Here is a 17,772-nt window from a genome sequence, read left to right as displayed (position 1 = left end):
TCTCGACAGGACACACCGATGGCCAGGCCCCAGCTCTACGTCAACCTGCCGGTCGCCGATCTCGATCGCGCGGTCGCCTTCTTCGGCGCGCTCGGATTCACGTTCGACCCGGCGTTCACCAACGAACAGGCGACCTGCATGATCGTCGGCGAGGACATCTTCGTGATGCTCCTCGTCGCGCCGTTCTTCCAGACCTTCACCGACAGGCCGCTGTGCGAACGCGACCGCACCGAAGTCATCCTGTGCCTGTCGCAGGACAGCCGCGCCGAGGTCGATGCGATGGTCGCCCGCGCCCGCGCTGCGGGAGGCCGCGTGCCGGCGCAGGCGATCGACCACGGCTTCATGTACCAGCACGGTTTCGAGGACCTCGACGGCCATCTGTGGGAGCTGATGCACATGACCGGCGCACCGCCCGCGGCATGAGCACGACCGATGGAGCCTGCCGGCCGCCGGTCTCCCGCGCTGCGTCGCGACTTGCACGCGGGCGGCGTCGATGCTGACATCGGCGTCGATGCGTCCCGACCTGCACGCCACGATCGAACACGTCTGCCGCACCGAGATGGCGAAGATCGTCGGCGGCCTGATGCGGCTGGTCCGTGATCTCGACCTCGCCGAGGAGCTGGCCCAGGACGCGCTGGTCGCCGCGCTGGAACGCTGGCCGCAGGCCGGCATGCCCGACAACCCGGGCGCGTGGCTGATGACGACCGCGCGCCACCGCGCGATCGACCGCCTGCGCCGGGCGACGCTGCTCGACGCCAAGCACGCCGAGCTCGCGCGCGAGATCGAGGACGCGCAGCGCGAGGCCGACGCGCGCGGGCAGGACGCGCTCGACGACGAGATCGGCGACGACGTGCTGCGGCTCATCTGCGTCGCCTGCCATCCGGTGCTGTCGCCCGAGGCGCAGGTCGCGCTGACCCTGCGCCTGGTCGGCGGCCTGCGCACCGACGAGATCGCGCGCGCGTATCTGGTGCCGGAAGCGACGATCGCCCAGCGCATCGTCCGCGCCAAGCGCACGATCGCCAAGGCCGGCACGCCGTTCGAGGTGCCGCGCCGCGCGGAACTGCCGGCGCGCCTGGCCGCGGTGTCGAACGTGCTGTACCTGATCTTCAACGAGGGCCACGCCGCCAGCAGCGGCGACGACTGGGCGCGGCCCGACCTGTGCGCCGAGGCGATCCGGCTCGCACGGCTGCTGGCCGCGCTGCTGCCGCGCGAGGCCGAGGTCCACGGCCTGCTCGCCTTGCTGACGCTGCAGGCCTCGCGGCTCGACGCGCGGGTCGATGCCGACGGCCAGCCGGTGCTGCTGCCCGACCAGGACCGCGGTCGCTGGCATCGCGCGCTGATTGACGAAGGCCTGGCTGCACTGGCGCGCGCGGATGCGCTGCAGGTGCCCGCTGCGGAGACGCCGGGCCATTACCGCCTGCAGGCGGCCATCGCGGCCTGTCATGCGCGCGCCGCCACCGCGGCCGACACCGACTGGGTCCGCATCGCCGCGTTGTACGCCGAGCTCGCCGCGCGTTCCGGCTCGCCGGTCGTCGAACTCAACCGAGCGGTCGCGGTCGGCATGGCGTTCGGACCGCAGGCGGCGCTGCCGCTGGTCGACGCCCTGCAGGACGCGCCCGCACTCGCCGGCTATCACCTGCTGCCCGGCGTGCGCGGCGACCTGCTGGCGAAACTCGCGCGGCATGCCGAAGCGGGCCTCGCGTTCGACCACGCCGCGACGCTGGCGCGCAATCCGCGCGAACGCGACTGGCTGGCGCAACGCGCGCACGACTGCCGGCGCGCGGCCGGACGCGAGGCGTCCTAGGTCGGTCGACCGCGACGCCGCCGTGGCCGGCGTGAGACGTCGTGCGTCTCAGACGCCCTGCGGCATCAGCAGCAGCAGGCCGGCGCCGAGCAGGATGCGGTACACCGCGAAACCGGTGAAACGGTGCTGCTTGATGAAGCCGAGCAGCCATTTCACGACGATGAAACCGGTGACCATCGCCGCGACGAAGGCGATCGCGACGTCGCCCCAGACTTCCTCGCCGAGGCCCTGGTCGAGCCACAGCTCGAGGAAGGCGTAGGCGCTGGCGGCGAACATCGTCGGGATGCCGACCAGGAACACGAACTCGGTCGCGGCCGAGCGCTTGCTGAGGCCGGCGAGCATCGCGACGAAGATCGCGGCGGCCGAGCGCGAGGTGCCGGGGAACACGCCCGCGACGACCTGCGCCACGCCGACCAGCATCGCCACGGTCCAGGTCACGTCGGCGACGCCGACGCGACGCTCCGACAGCCGCTCGGCGACGATCATCCAGATGCCGCCGATGATCAGCGCCCAGGCGACCGGCGACACCGTTTCCGGCAACTCCCAGCCGGCCATCCGCACCGGCAGGCCGAGCAGCGCGGTGACCAGGAACGCCGCGGCGATCTTCATCGCGTAGTCGCGGTTGGCCGGCTCGCGCAGGCCCGTGGTCAATGCCCAGATGCGCTGGCGGAACACCAGCGTGATCGCGACGATCGCGCCCGCCTGGATGACGATGTTGAAGAAATCGGAGCGGGCGCCGAGCCAGTGCTGGGCGATCAGCAGGTGGCCGGTGCTCGAGACCGGCAGGAATTCGGTCAGTCCCTCGATGATGCCGAGGAGCAGGGCGGAGATCGGATCGGACACGACGACTCGCGGAAAAACGAACGACGCGCAAGGATACGCGAGCGCCGGTAACGCGTCCGATGCGCGGCGTCAGTCGCGGGTGGTGGCCGCCGGCTGCTTGAGTTCGCGGTAACGCGCGAGCGCGGCCTCGAGGTCGCTGTCGAGTTCGGCCTGCTCGCCGAGCTGCTGGTCGAGGATCGCCAGCTGGCGCTGCAGGTCCGACCGCTGGCTGCGGATGCTCTCGCGCAGCGGCGCGCCGACCGGCTTCGTCTGCAGTTCGAGGTCGCCCGCCTGGCGCAGCAGCGACAGCAGGCTGGTGCGCAGGCCGGTGACGCCCATGTGCGAGGTCTTCAGGCCTTCCTCCACCAGCACGATGCGTTCGCCATAGGCGCGGCGCAGGTCGGCTTCGGTGGCGTAGGACTCGACCATCGCCAGCTCGCGGCGCTGCTGCGCGGCGCGCTCGTCCGCGGCGCTGCGCGCGAGCTGCTCGGCCGCGGCGGCGGCATCGCGCTCGTCGGCGGTCGGTGCGCGCGCCACTTCGGTGCGGGCGGCGTCCACCGCGCGCGCCGGCAGGGCATCACCGCAGACCCGGCGGCCGCCTTCGTTCCAGCAGTAGACCTTGCGCTCTTCCTTCTGCGCGATCGCGGTCGTCGCGATCACTGCCAGCATGCAGCCGGCCAGTCGTGCCTGCAGTTTCATTTCGTCCGTCCCCTGATCGGCCGAAGGTGGAAGTCAGCCCGGCGTGTCGCTGCCATGGCGTTCGCGGTAGGCCAGCAGCCGGTCGCGTTCGGCCGCCAGTGTCGCGCTTTCACCGGCAAACGCAAGCAGGTCCGAGAGGCTCGCGATCGCCACCACCGGCACGCCGTGGTCGCGCGCGACCTGCTGCGCGGCCGACAGCCGGCTGTCGTCGGCGATGCGCTCCTGGCGGTCGAGGGCGATGACGATGCCGGCGACGGTGCCGCCGGCGGCCGCGATGATGCCCAGCGCCTCGCGGATCGCGGTGCCGGCGGTGATCACGTCGTCGACGATCAGGGCGCGGCGGCCGGCCAGTGGCGCGCCGATCAGCGTGCCGCCCTCGCCATGCGCCTTGGCCTCCTTGCGGTTGAACGCCAGCGGCAGGTCGCGGCCGCGGCCGGCGTAGGCGCAGGCCAGCGCCGTCGCCAGCGGGATGCCCTTGTAGGCGGGGCCGAACAGCAGGTCGAAGTCGAGGCCCGCGGCATCGACGGCATCGGCGTAGCAGCCGGCCAGCGTCGCCAGCGCCGCGCCGGAATCGAAGCGGCCGGCATTGAAGAAATATGGGCTGACGCGGCCCGACTTCAGGGTGAATTCGCCGAAGCGCAGGGCGTCGGCCTCCAGGGCCAGCTGCAGAAAACGGGTGCGATGGTCGGTCATGGCGGCCATTGTCCCATGCCGAGCGGGCGCAACAGCAGGCACTGCGGGCCGGCGCTGCCGCCGGTCAGCGACGTGCCCGTCTCGACGAAACCGGCGCGCCGGTACACGCGCCGGGCGACGGTATTGCGCACGTGCACGTTGAGCGCCAGCCGGCTGCGTTCGGGATGCCGCAACGCGAGATCCAGACAGCACGCGGCGAGCGCCGCGCGGCCCAGCCCGCGTCCCTGCCACGCGAGGTCGAGCGCGAACGAGCGCAACGTGACCGTGCTGCGGTCGACATTGCGCCGGGCGTCGACCGTCTGCAGGTAGTCGAGCCGGTAGAACCCGATCACGCGGTCGCCGACCCGCACGACCATCGCATCGCTGTCGGGCGCGGCGCGCGCGTTGTCGATCTGGAACGCGAGATCGCCGGCGTAGACCACCTGTTCGGGCGTCAGCACGAGGCGTTTCGCGGCCGCGGCGTCGCCGGGCGAGGCGGGCCGCACGAGGAGGGCAGGCGCGGACGACATCGGTCCAGCATACGGCGCCGCCGCTGCGGGGCGCGGCACGAATCCGTTAGGCTTGGCGCCGGAATCACGCTCCCCCGGGCCTGCATGAAGATCGTCAGTTTCAACGCCAATGGCGTGCGCTCCGCCGCGAAGAAGGGCTTCTTCGACTGGTTCGTCCAGCAGGACGCCGACGTGCTGTGCATGCAGGAGACCAAAGCCCAGGAACACCAGCTGGCCGGCACCGACGGCCTGCATGCGGATTTCCTGCCGCCCGGCTACCGCGCCTGGTTCCGTGATGCGACGACGAAGAAGGGCTACAGCGGCGTGGCGATCTACGCCCGCCAGGAACCCGACGAGATCCGCACCGCGCTCGGCTGGGCGCCGTTCGACGAGGAAGGCCGCTACATCGAAGCGCGCTTCGGCAATCTCAGCGTGGTGTCGTTCTACATTCCCTCGGGGTCGTCGGGCGAGCTGCGCCAGGGCTTCAAGTTCGAGGTCATGGACTGGCTCAAGCCCATCCTCGACGACTGGCTGGCCAGCGGTCGCGACTACGTGCTGTGCGGCGACTGGAACATCGTGCGCGCGCGCCACGACATCAAGAACTGGACCAGCAACCAGAAGAATTCCGGCTGCACGCCGCCCGAGCGCGCGTGGCTCAACGGCATGATCGGCGACACCTGCGGCGACGGACTGGTCGAGCCGCCGGCGACCGGCTGGCTCGACGCGCTGCGCGTGCTGCGTCCCGATGCGCCCGAGTACACCTGGTGGAGCAATCGCGGCGCCGCGCGCGCCAACGATGTCGGTTGGCGCATCGACTACCAGTTCATCACCCCGTCGCTGCGCGACCGCGTGCGCGCGGTGTCGGTGCATCCCGAGCCGCGGTTCTCCGATCACGCGCCGCTCGTCGTGGACTACCGCGCATGAGCCAGCCGGCGGGCGCCGCGGAGGCACCGGTCTCGTACAAGGGCTGGCGCGGCATCCGCCGTGCGTTCGCCACGCCGTCGGCGATGACGATGCTGTTCCTCGGTTTCGGCAGCGGCCTGCCGTTCCTGCTGATCGCGTCGCAGACCCTGTCGACGCGACTGCGCGACGTGGGACTGGATCTCGGCAGCATCGGCCTGATCAGCCTGGCGAGCTTCTTCTACCTGCTGAAGTTCCTGTGGGCGCCGCTGATCGATCGCTACGCGTTTCCGCTGACCGCGTTCCTCGGCCGGCGTCGCTCGTGGCTGCTGGCCTCGCAGGTCGTCGTGCTGCTGGCGCTGGTGGCGCTGGCGTTCACCCGGCCCGGTCTCGGTGTCGGCCCGCTGGTCGGCTGGGTGCTGCTGGCCTCGTTCGCCGGCGCGACCCAGGATTCCGTCGTCGACGCCTACCGTATCGAAGTGGCACCGGCGAACGCGCAGGCGGCGCTCGCGGCGACCTACACGCTGGGCTACCGCTTCGGCCTGATCCTGGCCGGCGCCGGCGCGCTGTACCTCGCCGAATACCGCGACTGGGTATGGGCGTATCTGGCGATGGCGTCGCTGATGGTGCTGCCGATCGCGACGACGCTGCTGTGCCGCGAGCCGGTCGCGCCGGAATCGACGGTCGTGCGCCGGATCGATTTCATCGGCGCGTTCTGGCAGCCGTTCTCGAGCTTCTTCACCGGCAACGGCGTGGCGCTCGGCCTGGCCCTGCTGCTGTTCGTCGGTCTGTTCAAGTTCCCCGACCAGGTGATCGGCGTGATGTCGGGGCCGTTCTATCTCGACTCGGGGTACAGCAAGGCCGACATCGCCACGGTGTCGAAACTCTTCGGCGTGTGGATGGGCATCGCCGGCGCGTTCGCCGGCGGCCTCGCGGTCGCGGCGTTCGGGTTCCGGCGCATGCTGCTGGTCGCGACGCTCGGCGTGGCGCTGTCGAACCTCGCCTTCCTGCTGATGGCGCAGTACCCGGGCCAGATCTGGGCGTTCTACGCCGCGATCTCCGCCGACAACCTGTTCCAGGGCTTCGCCGGCGTCGTGCTGATCGCGTTCATGTCGTCGCTGACCGATCGCAACTTCACCGCGACCCAGTTCGCCCTGCTGGTGTCGCTGGCGAACCTGCCGGGCAAGTTCGCCGGGGGCGTGTCCGGTTACCTGGTGCAGGCGAGCTCGTACTCGACGTTCTTCCTGCTGAGTGCGCTGACCGTGCTGCCGACACTGGCCTTGCTTGCGTGGCTGTGGCGGCGTATCAAGGAAACCCCGCAGCAGGAAGCTGGCGAACACGCCGTCCCATGATCGAACTCGTCCTCCGCGATCCCGACCCGTCCCTGGTGGAGCGCATTGAGCGCGTCGCCGCCGCCAACGGCTGGAGCCAGTCGCGCACGCTGCACGTGCTGCTCGACAAGGGCCTGCACGCGGTGCTGGGCGACGATGCGCGCGACTTCGCGCCGGCCGAATCCGACGCGCTGCGCGAGGCCATCCGCGCGATGGAGCAGGTGCCCGACGACGCCGGTTTCGCGATGATCGGTCGCCACGACGACCGCATGGCGGCGCCGGCCCGCTGAAACGGGCGTGGATCGCGCGACGGCAGAACGCCGTCAGTCGCTCGCGGGAAAGATGCCGCCGAGGATCCGCGGGCCGGCGGCGCCGCTGACCGAAGGCAGATTGCCCGGCAGGCCGCACACGGTCTGCCGCGCCAGCCAGGCGAAGCCCATCGCTTCGACGTAATCGGGATCGAGGCCGTGCGCGGCCGTCGACTCGACGATGACGCCGGGCAACGCCTCGGCCAGGCCGCGCATCAGCGCCCCGTTGTGCACGCCGCCGCCGCAGGCGATCAGACGCGTGGTCGCCGGCTGCGCCGCGTGCAGCGCGTCGGCGATGGTCGCCGCGCTCAATGCCAGCAGCGTCGCCTGGACGTCGGCGGCGGACGCGTCGTGCCCGAGCGCCGCCTCCACCCAGCCGAGATGGAACTGGTCGCGACCGGTGGATTTCGGCGGCGGCAGCGCGAACCAGGGATCGGCGCGCAGGCGCGCGAGCAGCGCCGCGTCGACCCGGCCGCGCGCGGCCAGTGCGCCATCGCGGTCGAAGGCCGCGCCGGTGTGGCGCAGGCACCAGGCATCCATCAGGCCGTTCGCCGGTCCGGTATCGAACCCGCGCACCGGGCCGCCGTCACCGGGCAGCAGGGTGAGGTTGCCGATGCCGCCCAGATTCAGCACCGCGCGGTCTTCGCCGGAGCGTTGCAGCAGCGCCGCGTGCAGGGCCGGCAGCAGCGGCGCGCCGTGACCGCCGGCGGCGACGTCGCGGCGACGGAAATCCGCGACCGTGCGCAGGCCGGAACGCTCGGCGATCAGAGAGGGATCGCCGAGCTGCACCGTGTACGGCCAGCGACCGTCGCCGTGGCGGCCCAGGGGGCGATGCCGCAGTGTCTGCCCGTGCGAGCCGATCGCCGCGACCTGCGTGCGGTCGACGCCGCTGTCGGCGAGCGACTGGCAGGCGGCCTGCGCGAAGGCATCGGCGATGCGGGTGTCGAGTTCGCCGAGGTCGTCGAGCGTCAGCGCGGCATCCTGCTGGCCGAGGGCGACCAGCTGCCGGCGCAGCGCGGTCTCCCAGGGATAGGTCCGACCGAACACCAGGCGGGCGCGCAGCGCGGGCGCGTGCGGGCCGGACGGCGACGCATCGTCGAACGCGACCAGCGCCGCATCGATGCCGTCGGCGCTGGTGCCCGAGATCAGGCCGAGATACAGGTCATGCATGGACGAAGGCCGGTCGGACGCGAGGCCGGATGTGCAACGCCCGGCGCAGGGCCGGGCGTCGTCGTCATCCGCGGTTGGCGCCGTTGCGCGGCGCGCTGGCGACCTGGCGGTCGGGGTCCGGCTTGGCCGGCACCTGCGCGTAGATGATGTCTTCGACGTCGCGGATGCGCGCCAGGGCCGGGCCGGTCTGCTGGCGGAACTGCGCCAGCGCCGTGCCGGTCAGCGGATCGGGCTCGGGCATGGTGTGCTGCAGCGGGTTGCGGTGCGCGCCGTTGACGCGGAATTCGTAGTGCAGGTGCGGGCCGGTCGACAGGCCGGTGGTGCCGACGTAGCCGATCACCGTGCCCTGGGCGACGCGCTGGCCCTGGCGGATGTTGCCGAAGCGCGACATGTGCGCGTACAGCGTGGTGTGGCCGCGGCCGTGGTCGAGCACCACGGTGTTGCCGTAGCCGCCCTGCACGCCGCGGAACTGCACGCGCGCATCGCCGGCGGCCATGATCGGCGTGCCGGTCGGCGCGGCGTAGTCGACGCCCTTGTGCATGCGCGACGTGCCCAGCACCGGATGCCGACGGTTGCCGAAGCGCGAGCTCAGGCGCGCGTACTGGATCGGCATGCGGATGAAGCTCTTCTTCAGCGGCCGGCCGTCTGCGTTGTAGTACTCGGCCTTGCCGTCCTGCTCGTAACGGAACGCGCTGAAGGGCTTGCCCTTGGCGGTGAACACCGCGGCCTGCACCGGACCGGTGCCGATCAGCTCGCCTTCGCGCCAGATCTGTTCGACGACGACGCTGAAGCGGTCGTTCTGGGTCACGTCGGTGTTGAAGTCGATGTCGTACTTGAAGACCTCGTCGGTCAGCGTGTTGATGCTGCTGCCGCTGAGGCCCAGCTTGCGCGCCGAGTGGAACAGCGAGCGGCCGACCATGCCGCTGATGACGACGTTGCGGCGCTCGACCGGACGCTCGATGACCTGCTCTTCGACGCGGTCGCCGACCAGGGCCAGTTCCACGCGCTCGGTGTCGCTGCGGTCGTAGCGGAGCTTGTTGAGGCGGCCGTCGGCGGCGAGGTCGAATGCGAGCTCGGTGCCCGGCCGCATGCGCGTCAGCCGCGCCTTCGCGTCGGACTGCTCGAGGATGCGGTGCATCGTCGTCGCCGGCAGGTCGAGGTCTTCGAAGATCGAGCCGAGCGTCTGGCCCTGGGCGACGGTGACGATCTGCCAGTTGTCCTGGACCTGCGCGCTGCGCTGGGCGGCTGTCAGCGGCGGCAGCGCCAGCGACATCGTCACCAGCGGGGTGTCGTGGCCATCGCGCATCGCATGCGAGAAACCCGGCACCAGGGTGATGACCAGCGCGCCGAGGGTCGCGAACAGGCTGGCGTGCGCCCAGTCGCGACGCGTCCAGCGACCGGGGAACAGACGGGTGGACGCGGCCTGCTCATGGGCCCGGTTCCGGGTGGCCGCCAGCAGGTTGTCTTGAAGCACCTGCTGGTGGTGCGCGTTGTCCGGAGACGGCGGAGCGGCGTTCGTCATCGTGTCGGGACCCCGGATGGCGTGAAAGGTGTGTCAGCGGGGTAACATAGAGATGTGAGGTCCATGCGTCAAATGCCTGACGCCATTGGGATTTTCACTCCGCTCACCGAATAACGCGCGCTTAACACCCATGGTCCGTATTCAGTCGCAAGCCATGGCGGCGCCCCAGCCGGATCCACTTCGATGTCCCTGCAGCACGCTGTCGACCTGATCGCCCGCGGTACCGACGAGATCCTCAAGCGCGAGGATCTGGAGACCCGCCTGAAGCTCGGCCGCCCGCTGCGGATCAAGGCCGGTTTCGACCCGACCGCGCCGGACCTGCATCTGGGCCACACGGTGCTGCTCAACAAGCTGCGCCAGTTCCAGGACCTCGGCCACCAGGTGATCTTCCTGATCGGCGACTTCACCGGGATGATCGGCGACCCCTCGGGCAAGAGCGCGACCCGCAAGTCGCTGTCGCGCGAGGACGTGCTGGCCAACGCCGAGACCTACAAGGCGCAGGTGTTCAAGGTGCTGGACGAGGCGAAGACCGAGGTCCGCTTCAACTCCGAATGGTTCGCCGCGATGGGCGCGGCCGACATGATCCGCCTCGCCTCCTCGCACACCGTGGCGCGGATGCTCGAGCGCGACGACTTCGCCAAGCGCTACGCCGGCCAGCAGCCGATCGCGATCCACGAGTTCCTCTACCCGCTGGTGCAGGGCTACGACTCCGTCGCGCTGCAGGCCGATGTCGAGTGCGGCGGCACCGACCAGAAATTCAACCTGCTGATGGGCCGCGGCCTGCAGGAAAGCCACGGCCAGGCGCCGCAGATCGTGCTGACGATGCCGCTGCTGGTCGGGCTCGACGGCGTCAACAAGATGGGCAAATCGCTCGGCAACTACATCGGCGTGACGGAGCCGGCAATCGACATGGTCAACAAGACCATGAAGATCGGCGACGCACTGATGTGGGACTGGATCGAACTGCTGAGCTTCGACATCGGCATCGACGAAGCGAAAGCGCTGAAGGCCGACGTCGAGGCCGGCACGCTGAACCCGCGCGACGTGAAGCTGCGCCTGGCGCGCGAACTCGCGACGCGCTTCCACGACGCCGATGCGGCCGAGCTCGCGATCCGCGGCTGGCAGGTCGCGATCTCCGGCGAAGGCGACGTGTCGCTGCTGCCGCTGCAGGACGTGACGGTGCCGGCCGAGGGCCTGCGCATCGGCGCGCTGCTGACGGCGGCCGGGATCACGCCGAGCAATTCGGAAGCCGGGCGCAAGTTGGAGGAGCGCGCGGTCAAGGGCGACGGCGCGGTGGTCGAGGATGCGGGCCGGGAGTTCAAGCCGGGCTTCGAGGGCGTGCTGCAGGTCGGCAAGCGCAACTTCGCACGGGTGCGGCTGGTCGCCGGCTGAGCCCGGCCGCGATCGCCGTCAGGCGTTCGCGCGCGCCAGCAGCACGTCGGCGTGGCAGGGCCCGTCGAGGCTGCACCAGCAGGCGAGATTGCAGCCGCGCAGCGGCGCGAGGTCCAGCGCCGCGGGATCCGCGTCGAGTTGCCGGGCGAAGCGGACCACGCATTCCGCCCGGTCGCCGTCGATGCCGATCCGGAACGGATTGCCCCAGCGCGACGGTCGCGCGACCACGCGTGCTTCCAGGCCGTTGCGTGCACGCGAATGCGCCTGCAGGTCGAACCCGCGGCGCCGCGACAGCTGCAGGCGCACGGGCGCGCTCATGCGGTCGCCGGACGCTGCCACGGCGTGCCGCGCCAAGTGGCGTGATCGGCCAGGGCGAGCAGGGCGAGATCCTCGTGGGTGTCGCCGTAGGCGTGGACCGCGGCGTACCGGCTGAGATCGTAGCGCGCGCTCACCCGCCGCACCTTCTCGTCGGCGACGCATTGCGCGCCGGCATAACGCCCGGTCAGCCGGCCCGCGCGATCGGCCAGCGACGAGCACAGCCAGTCGACGCCTTGCGCCGCACACCAGGGCCCCACGTAGACGTCGAAACCGCCGGACACGACGACCACCGTGTCGCCGCGTGCGCGATGCCAGTCGATGCGCGCCTGCATCTCCGGGCGGACCAGCGAGGGCAGCACGTCGCTGGCGAAGGCCGCGCCGGCCGCGTCGACGTGTGCGCGCGCGACGCCACGGAAGGCGTAGCGCACCAGCGCCGCGCGCAGCGCGTGGACCGGGACCAGTCCCAGCCGGTACCCGACGACCAGCGGCGCGAACAGCAGCAGGCCGAGCGTCTTGCGCCGCGGCGGGATCGCGCGGTGCAGGAAGTCGGGAAAGGTCTCGCGCGTGGTGATCGTGCCGTCGAAGTCGAACAGCGCGAGATCGCCGCGTTTGCCCGCAGCTGCCACGTCGTGCGCGGCCACGCTCAGGCGACCGCGAACGCCGCGCGGACGAACAGCGTGACCACGCAGGCGAGCGCGCCGATCCACGCCAGGCTGCGCAGCAACGGCCGGTCGGCGATGTAGGCGATGCCGTGCACCAGCCGCAACGCGACGAAGGCCAGCGCCAGCGCCGCGATCGTGGCGGGCGCGACGCCGCCCAGTTGCGCCAGCGCCACGCCGGCGGCGAACGGGGCGAACGCTTCCAGCGCATTGGTGTGCGCGTGGTACGCGCGCTGCAGGCGTGGATTGTCCTGGCGCGCGATCCAGCCGCGCGGGTCGCGGTTGTCGTAGCGCGGCGCCGAGGCCTTCGCGATCGCCACCCACAGATACGGCAGCAGCGCAGCGGCCAGCACGCAGAGGTAGGCGACGGCGAGGGTCATGACGGATTTCCGGACGGGGAACAGGTGAGTCGGACGATACAACGGCAGTGGCGCAGCTTCAGTGCCGTCCTGTGCCGCGCCGCATCCGTGATGCGGGACCGGCATCCGTCGCGATCGCCAGGCTTCCTGCGCTGCGCTCGGGACCGAGAACGTAGCCGGGGTCGACGGCGCAGGCGCGCGTGGCTGCCGCGCATAAAAAAAGCGACGGCCGCAGCCGTCGCTCCTGTGTCGCGTCGCGGCGCGCCTCGCGACGCGTCGGGACGGTGGGCGTCAGCGGCTGCCGCCCGCCTCGGTCCGCTGCGCGTCGCGCACGGCCTTGAACGGGTTGCCCTCGTACCAGTTGGGCCACACGCCGTCGTCGGCCAGCGTGCGGCCGACGTTGTACAGCGCGTCGAGATCCTGCACCACGCCCTCGAGGTTCCAGTCCGGGTTGTACTCGTCGCTGGGCTGGTGGTAACGCGTGCCGTAGTCGTCGGTCGCGGCCTGGCCCGCGGCGGCGCCGCCGTCGACGAGGTCGTTGCCGCCCTTGGCGTACAGCGCCGGCACGCCGGCCTTGGCGAAGTTGAAATGGTCGGAGCGGAAGTAGAAGCCGCCGGCGGTGTTGCCTTCCTCCACCAGCGTGCGGCCCTGCGCGTCGGCCTGCGTTTTGAGCAGATCCTCGAGCTCCGAGCTGCCCTTGCCGGTGACGACGAAGTCGCGCGACGGTCCGGCGACGCTCATCGCGTCGAGGTTGATGACGCCGACCGTCTGGGCGAGGTCGAAGCTCGGCTGGGCGACGTAGTACTTGCTGCCGAGCAGCCCAGACTCCTCGAGCGTCACGGCGAGGAACACCAGCGACCGCTTCGGCTTCGGTTCGCTGGTCGCGAACTTCTCGGCGATCTCGATGATGCCGGCCACGCCGGTCGCGTTGTCGATCGCGCCGTTGTAGATCAGGTCGTCGCCCTCGCCTTCGTGCTTGCCGAGGTGGTCCCAGTGCGCGAGATACAGGATGGCCTGCTCCGGCGTCTCGGTGCCCGGCAGGATGCCGACGACGTTGCGCGAGCTCTTCTCGGCGATCGTGCTCTTGAGGTCGAACGAGACCTGGGCCTGCAGCGGCACCGCCGTGAAGCCGCGCTGGTTGGCGGCCTGGATCTGCGCGTCCAGATCGAGGCCCGCCTCGGCGAACAACTGCCTGGCGACATCGCCGGTGATCCACCCCTGCGCCGGCAGGCGCGGTTCCGGATCGTCCTCGGCGCGCAGGTCGAACTGGGCGCCCGACCAGGAATTCTTGACCACGTCCCAGCCGTACGACGCGCCGGGCGTGTCGTGGACGATCAGTGCGGCGGCCGCGCCCTGGCGTGCGGCTTCCTCGTACTTGTAGGTCCAGCGGCCGTAGTAGGTCATGCGCTTGCCGTCGAACAGGCTCTCGTCGTCGGCGTGGAAGCCCGGGTCGTTGACCAGGATGACGACGGTCTTGCCCTTGACGTCGAGGCCGGCGTAATCGTTCCAGTCCTGCTCGGGCGCGTTGACGCCGTAGCCGACGAACACCAGGTCGCTGTCGGCGACGTTGATCTCGGTCTGGCCGCTGCGGGTGCCGATCACCATGTCGGTGCCGAAGGCGAGATCGCGCGTGCCGGCCTCGTTGCGCAGCTTGAGCACGGTGGCATCGTCGGCGGTGGTCTCGACCATCGGCACCGTCTGGTACCAGTCGTTGTTGTCGCCGCCGGGCTGCAGGCCGATGCGCTCGAACTGCGCCTTGATGTACTCGACGGTCTTCTCTTCGCCGTCGGTGCCGGGCGCGCGGCCTTCGAATCCGTCGGAGGCGAGCGTCTTCACCAGCTCGTCGAAATCGCCGGTGGTGATGTCGGACGAGAACGCGTGCGCTTCCTGCGCATCGGGCACGGTTGCCGCCGCGTCGGGCGCCGCCGCGTCCTGATTGCCGCAGGCGGCCAGCGCGAGCGCGAGTGGCAGCAGAAGAAGAGGTTGGCGCATCCGGGAGACTCCAGTTCGGTCGAGGTCCGCACTATAGCCTGCGGCCCTCCCGCGCTCCCGGCCCGATCACCGTTGCGGCGGAAGGCGCGTGGCCGGGCGTCTCCGGTGCGGGGTCATTCCTCCGGGGCGCGCGCGCTGTCGTAGGCCACCGCGGTCGCGCCGGTGATCGCGCCGGTGCGCGCCGTGGCGTGCACGTACAGCGTGACCTCGCGCTTGAACTCAAGCGGCCCGTCGACGACCGCGTCGGGGCCGATGATCACGCGCGGATTGCGGCGGTTGATCGTGACCGGCAACCAGTTCGACGAGGGCTTCTCGACCGTCAGCTTGCCGCGCACGTGCGAGCCTGCGCCCACGGTGATGTCGCCGTTGACGGTCTTGATGTCGCCGGTGACCTCGGTGGCGACGATGCCGATCGCGCCATTGACCGTCGTCAGATTGCCGTCGACGCGGCCGTCGCGGTCGACAAAGAGGCCGCCGCTGACACTCTCGACGTTGCCGCCGATCTGCGCGCCGGTGCCGACCCGGATGCCGCCGTTGACGGTGGTCAGCGAGTCGACGCGGGCGCGGTCGCCGACGTTGATGCCACCGTTGACCGTCTCGATGTCCTCGGACTGCAGGTCGTGGCCGGCACGGATGCCCCCGTTGACGGTTTCCACGTCCTTGACCCGTGCGCCGTAGGCTTGGCCGGCCTCGGCGGTGATGCCGCCGTTGACCTTGGAGACGTCGTCCTGGGCCGAGGCGACGCCGGCGCCAAACGCCAGCGACAAGGCCAGCAGCAGGGGAGCAGGACGGAAGGCGGAACGCGGGGCGTGGGACATGGCGACAACTCCGGTGCGAAGGACGGAACCGGCGCGTGAATGCAGGCCGGTCGACGACGGTAGCTTGCCGCCGCTTCGCTACAATCGCATCTGTCTTTCGTCACTGGGCCAAACGTCGTGCCGCATGCCGCCCGTTCCTCCCGACCGCGCCCCGTCGTCCTGCTGATCCTCGACGGCTGGGGCCACCGCGACGACCCCCGCGACAACGCGATCGCGCAAGCCGAGCTGCCGGTGTGGCGGCGCCTGCTGGCCGAACATCCCACCACGCTGATCCACACCGAAGGCCGCCACGTCGGCCTGCCCGATGGGCAGATGGGCAATTCGGAAGTCGGCCACATGAACATCGGCGCCGGCCGCATCGTCTACCAGGACCTGACCCGCATCGACGCGGCGATCGAGGACGGCAGTTTCTTCGACAATGCCGAGCTCAACGCCGCCTGCGATGCCGCGCTCGCCAGCGGCGGCACCCTGCACGTGTTCGGCCTGCTGTCGCCGGGTGGCGTGCACAGCCACGAGGCGCACGTGTTCGCGATGCTTGAACTCGCGCAGCGCCGCGGCGTGCCACGGATCGCGGTGCATGCGTTCACTGACGGCCGCGACATGCCGCCGCGCTCCGCCGAAGCCAGCCTGCGCGCGCTGCAGGACCGCTGCGCCGCGCTCGGCAACGCGCATGTCGCCAGCGTCGGCGGCCGGTATTTCGCCATGGACCGCGACCAGCGCTGGGACCGCGTACGCAAGGCCTGGGATGCGATCGTCGAGGCCCGCGGCGCCACCGCGCCCGACGCACTCGCCGCGTTGCGCGCTGCCTACGCGCGCGACGAGAACGACGAATTCGTCACTCCGACCGTCATCGACGGCGCCACGCCGATCGCCGATGGCGACGCGGTGGTGTTCATGAACTTCCGCGCCGACCGTGCCCGCCAGCTGACCGCTGCGTTCGTCAGTCCGGCATTCGACGGCTTCGACGCGCGCCGCCCGCAGTTGGCGCGCTTCGTCTGCCTGACCGAATACGACGCCAACCTGCCTGCGCCGCTGGCGTTCGCGCCCGACCACCTGCTCAACACGCTGGGCGAAGTGCTCGGCGCGCAGGGCCTGACCCAGCTGCGCATCGCCGAGACCGAGAAGTATGCGCACGTGACGTTCTTCCTCAGCGGCGGCCGCGAGGATCCCTATCCCGGCGAGGACCGCATCCTGGTGCCGAGCCCGAAGGTCGCGACCTACGACCTGCAGCCGGAGATGAGTGCGCCCGAGGTCTGCGCGAAGCTGGTCGAGGCGGTCCGCGACGCGCGTTTTGACGTGATCCTGTGCAACTTCGCCAATCCCGACATGGTCGGCCACACCGGCGTGCTGTCGGCGGCGATCACGGCGGTCGAGACCGTCGACCGCGCGGTCGGCGAGATCGTCGAGATCGTCCGCGCCCAGGGCGGCGAGCTGCTGGTCACCGCCGACCACGGCAACGTCGAGATGATGCGCGACCCGGAAACCGGCGAGCCGCACACCTCGCACACGGTCGGGCCGGTCGACCTGGTCTACGTCGGCAGCCGCCACGTGCCGCTGCGCCGCGGCGGCGCGCTGCGCGATCTCGCACCGACGATCCTCGACCTGCTCGGCGTCGCCCCGCCGGCCGAGATGACCGGGCGCAGCCTGCTGCAGGCCGACGGCTGAACATGCCCCGCGCCGGCGCGCTGCTGCTCGTCGCGCTGCTGGCCAGCGCGCTGCCGACGCTCGACGCCGCGGCGCAGAACAGCCGCGACACCGAGCGTCGCCTGGAGCGCGTGCGCAAGGAGCTGCAGGACGTCGCCGCGGAACGCCGCCGCCTGGAAACCCAGCGCGGCGCCGCGACCCGCGAACTGCGCGAGGCCGACGAAGCGGTCGCCGCGTCGACGACCGCGTTGCGCGACACCCGCATCCAGCTCGCCGAGGAACAGGCTGCGCTGGAACGCCTGCAGGCGCGGCGCCAGGAACTCGACGCCACCATCGACAGCCGTCGCGCCGAACTCGCCGCGCTGCTGCGGGCCGCGTACACGATCGGCGACGACGCGCCTTTGAAGCTGATGCTCGCGCAGGACCGGGTCGCCGATGCCAGCCGCCTGCTGACCTACCACCGCTATCTGCAGCAGCAGCGCAGCGACCGCATCGCGGTGCTGCGCGCCGAAGTCGCCGAGCTCGACGGCATCGAGGCCGCGCTCCACGACCGGCGCGCCGCGCTCGAGGCCGCGCAGCAGGCGCAGCGCGCGCAGCTGGCCCAGGTCGAGGCCGATCGCGGCAAGCGTGCCGAGGCGGTCAAGGGCCTGGAATCGCGTTTCGCCGATCGCAGCGCGCGCGAGAAAACCCTGGGGCGCGATGCGCGCGGCCTGGAGCGCGTGCTCGCCCAGCTGCGCGAAGCGGCGCGACGCGCCGAAGCCGAGCGCCGCGCCGCGGCGGCACGCGAGCGCGAACGTGCGCTGGCGGCCGAACGTGCCCGGGATCAGGCCGTGGCCCGCGGCGAGACGCCGCC

The 17,772-nt window shown here is 71.0% G+C and carries 19 protein-coding genes; 8 read left to right on the top strand and 11 right to left on the bottom strand.

All coding sequences use genetic code 11. The annotated features are described in order from the left end of the window. Window positions 1–18 precede the first annotated feature (18 nt). The gene (locus CJ022_RS04750) at window positions 19–423 is read left to right on the top strand and encodes a VOC family protein (protein ID WP_101925532.1); all 405 of its coding nucleotides are present in this window, start codon (window positions 19–21) and stop codon (window positions 421–423) included. 70 nt (window positions 424–493) lie between these two features. Then, window positions 494–1,804 (top strand): RNA polymerase sigma factor, encoded by a 1,311-nt coding sequence (locus CJ022_RS04745; RefSeq protein ID WP_233198609.1) that lies wholly within the window; start codon window positions 494–496, stop codon window positions 1,802–1,804. 48 nt (window positions 1,805–1,852) lie between these two features. Here CJ022_RS04745 and CJ022_RS04740 read toward each other — a convergent pair whose 3' ends face one another. From CJ022_RS04740 to CJ022_RS04725, 4 genes are all read right to left on the bottom strand, one after another. After that, window positions 1,853–2,647 carry an undecaprenyl-diphosphate phosphatase gene (locus CJ022_RS04740; RefSeq protein ID WP_101925531.1) on the bottom strand — a complete coding sequence of 265 codons (795 nt, stop codon included), beginning with the start codon at window positions 2,645–2,647 and terminating at the stop codon, window positions 1,853–1,855. 69 nt (window positions 2,648–2,716) lie between these two features. Then, complete coding sequence (locus tag CJ022_RS04735) at window positions 2,717–3,325, bottom strand: hypothetical protein (RefSeq protein WP_101925530.1); 609 nt, start codon at window positions 3,323–3,325, stop codon at window positions 2,717–2,719. A 33-nt stretch (window positions 3,326–3,358) separates the two neighbouring features. Further along, window positions 3,359–4,018 (bottom strand): orotate phosphoribosyltransferase, encoded by a 660-nt coding sequence (gene pyrE / locus CJ022_RS04730; protein WP_101925583.1) that lies wholly within the window; start codon window positions 4,016–4,018, stop codon window positions 3,359–3,361. After that, complete coding sequence (locus CJ022_RS04725) at window positions 4,015–4,527, bottom strand: GNAT family N-acetyltransferase (protein WP_101925529.1); 513 nt, start codon at window positions 4,525–4,527, stop codon at window positions 4,015–4,017. The genes pyrE and CJ022_RS04725 overlap by 4 nt, the downstream gene beginning before the upstream one ends. Before the next feature lie 84 nt (window positions 4,528–4,611). On the opposite strand from CJ022_RS04725, the gene CJ022_RS04720 reads away from it, so the two are divergent. From CJ022_RS04720 to CJ022_RS04710, 3 genes are read left to right on the top strand one after another with little or no spacing between them, the layout of a single operon-like run. After that, window positions 4,612–5,430: an exodeoxyribonuclease III gene (locus CJ022_RS04720; protein ID WP_101925528.1), complete on the top strand. Its 819-nt coding sequence runs from the start codon at window positions 4,612–4,614 to the stop codon at window positions 5,428–5,430. Further along, on the top strand, window positions 5,427–6,758 hold the full coding sequence (locus tag CJ022_RS04715) for an AmpG family muropeptide MFS transporter (protein ID WP_101925527.1): 1,332 nt from the start codon (window positions 5,427–5,429) through the stop codon (window positions 6,756–6,758). The genes CJ022_RS04720 and CJ022_RS04715 overlap by 4 nt, the downstream gene beginning before the upstream one ends. Further along, window positions 6,755–7,027 carry a hypothetical protein gene (locus CJ022_RS04710; RefSeq protein WP_101925526.1) on the top strand — a complete coding sequence of 91 codons (273 nt, stop codon included), beginning with the start codon at window positions 6,755–6,757 and terminating at the stop codon, window positions 7,025–7,027. The genes CJ022_RS04715 and CJ022_RS04710 overlap by 4 nt, the downstream gene beginning before the upstream one ends. 33 nt (window positions 7,028–7,060) lie before the next feature. Here CJ022_RS04710 and CJ022_RS04705 read toward each other — a convergent pair whose 3' ends face one another. Both CJ022_RS04705 and CJ022_RS04700 read right to left on the bottom strand, forming a co-directional pair. Beyond that, window positions 7,061–8,215 carry an anhydro-N-acetylmuramic acid kinase gene (locus CJ022_RS04705; RefSeq protein ID WP_101925525.1) on the bottom strand — a complete coding sequence of 385 codons (1,155 nt, stop codon included), beginning with the start codon at window positions 8,213–8,215 and terminating at the stop codon, window positions 7,061–7,063. 64 nt (window positions 8,216–8,279) lie between these two features. Next, window positions 8,280–9,737 carry a M23 family metallopeptidase gene (locus CJ022_RS04700; protein ID WP_101925524.1) on the bottom strand — a complete coding sequence of 486 codons (1,458 nt, stop codon included), beginning with the start codon at window positions 9,735–9,737 and terminating at the stop codon, window positions 8,280–8,282. Window positions 9,738–9,920: 183 nt separating this feature from the next. Between CJ022_RS04700 and tyrS the strand changes: the two genes are divergently transcribed. Beyond that, window positions 9,921–11,129 (top strand): tyrosine--tRNA ligase, encoded by a 1,209-nt coding sequence (tyrS, locus tag CJ022_RS04695; protein ID WP_101925523.1) that lies wholly within the window; start codon window positions 9,921–9,923, stop codon window positions 11,127–11,129. A gap of 18 nt (window positions 11,130–11,147) precedes the next feature. Here the strand turns inward: tyrS and CJ022_RS04690 are convergent, their stop codons facing one another. The 5 genes from CJ022_RS04690 to CJ022_RS04670 form a co-directional block, all read right to left on the bottom strand. Next, window positions 11,148–11,447, bottom strand: a complete 300-nt coding sequence (locus CJ022_RS04690) for a DUF4326 domain-containing protein (RefSeq protein ID WP_101925582.1) — start codon at window positions 11,445–11,447, stop codon at window positions 11,148–11,150. Continuing rightward, complete coding sequence (locus CJ022_RS04685) at window positions 11,444–12,088, bottom strand: HAD-IB family hydrolase (RefSeq protein ID WP_233198608.1); 645 nt, start codon at window positions 12,086–12,088, stop codon at window positions 11,444–11,446. The genes CJ022_RS04690 and CJ022_RS04685 overlap by 4 nt, the downstream gene beginning before the upstream one ends. 2 nt (window positions 12,089–12,090) lie before the next feature. Continuing rightward, window positions 12,091–12,486 carry an MAPEG family protein gene (locus tag CJ022_RS04680; RefSeq protein WP_101925522.1) on the bottom strand — a complete coding sequence of 132 codons (396 nt, stop codon included), beginning with the start codon at window positions 12,484–12,486 and terminating at the stop codon, window positions 12,091–12,093. Window positions 12,487–12,756: 270 nt separating this feature from the next. Next, complete coding sequence (locus tag CJ022_RS04675) at window positions 12,757–14,457, bottom strand: M28 family metallopeptidase (RefSeq protein WP_101925521.1); 1,701 nt, start codon at window positions 14,455–14,457, stop codon at window positions 12,757–12,759. Between the two features lie 113 nt (window positions 14,458–14,570). Then, window positions 14,571–15,275 carry a DUF4097 family beta strand repeat-containing protein gene (locus CJ022_RS04670; protein WP_101925520.1) on the bottom strand — a complete coding sequence of 235 codons (705 nt, stop codon included), beginning with the start codon at window positions 15,273–15,275 and terminating at the stop codon, window positions 14,571–14,573. A gap of 117 nt (window positions 15,276–15,392) precedes the next feature. On the opposite strand from CJ022_RS04670, the gene gpmI reads away from it, so the two are divergent. Both gpmI and CJ022_RS04660 read left to right on the top strand, forming a co-directional pair. Further along, window positions 15,393–16,940 carry a 2,3-bisphosphoglycerate-independent phosphoglycerate mutase gene (gene gpmI / locus CJ022_RS04665; protein WP_101925519.1) on the top strand — a complete coding sequence of 516 codons (1,548 nt, stop codon included), beginning with the start codon at window positions 15,393–15,395 and terminating at the stop codon, window positions 16,938–16,940. 2 nt (window positions 16,941–16,942) lie between these two features. Beyond that, a partial coding sequence (locus tag CJ022_RS04660) for a murein hydrolase activator EnvC family protein (RefSeq protein ID WP_458351491.1) occupies window positions 16,943–17,772 on the top strand: 830 nt, incomplete at its 3' end.

The sequence above is a fragment of the Luteimonas rhizosphaerae genome (genome assembly GCF_002849595.1).
Taxonomy (GTDB): domain Bacteria; phylum Pseudomonadota; class Gammaproteobacteria; order Xanthomonadales; family Xanthomonadaceae; genus Luteimonas; species Luteimonas cellulosilyticus.
The sequence above is the reverse complement of the archived record's forward strand: the minus strand, read 5'-3'. Positions and strand labels throughout refer to the sequence as shown.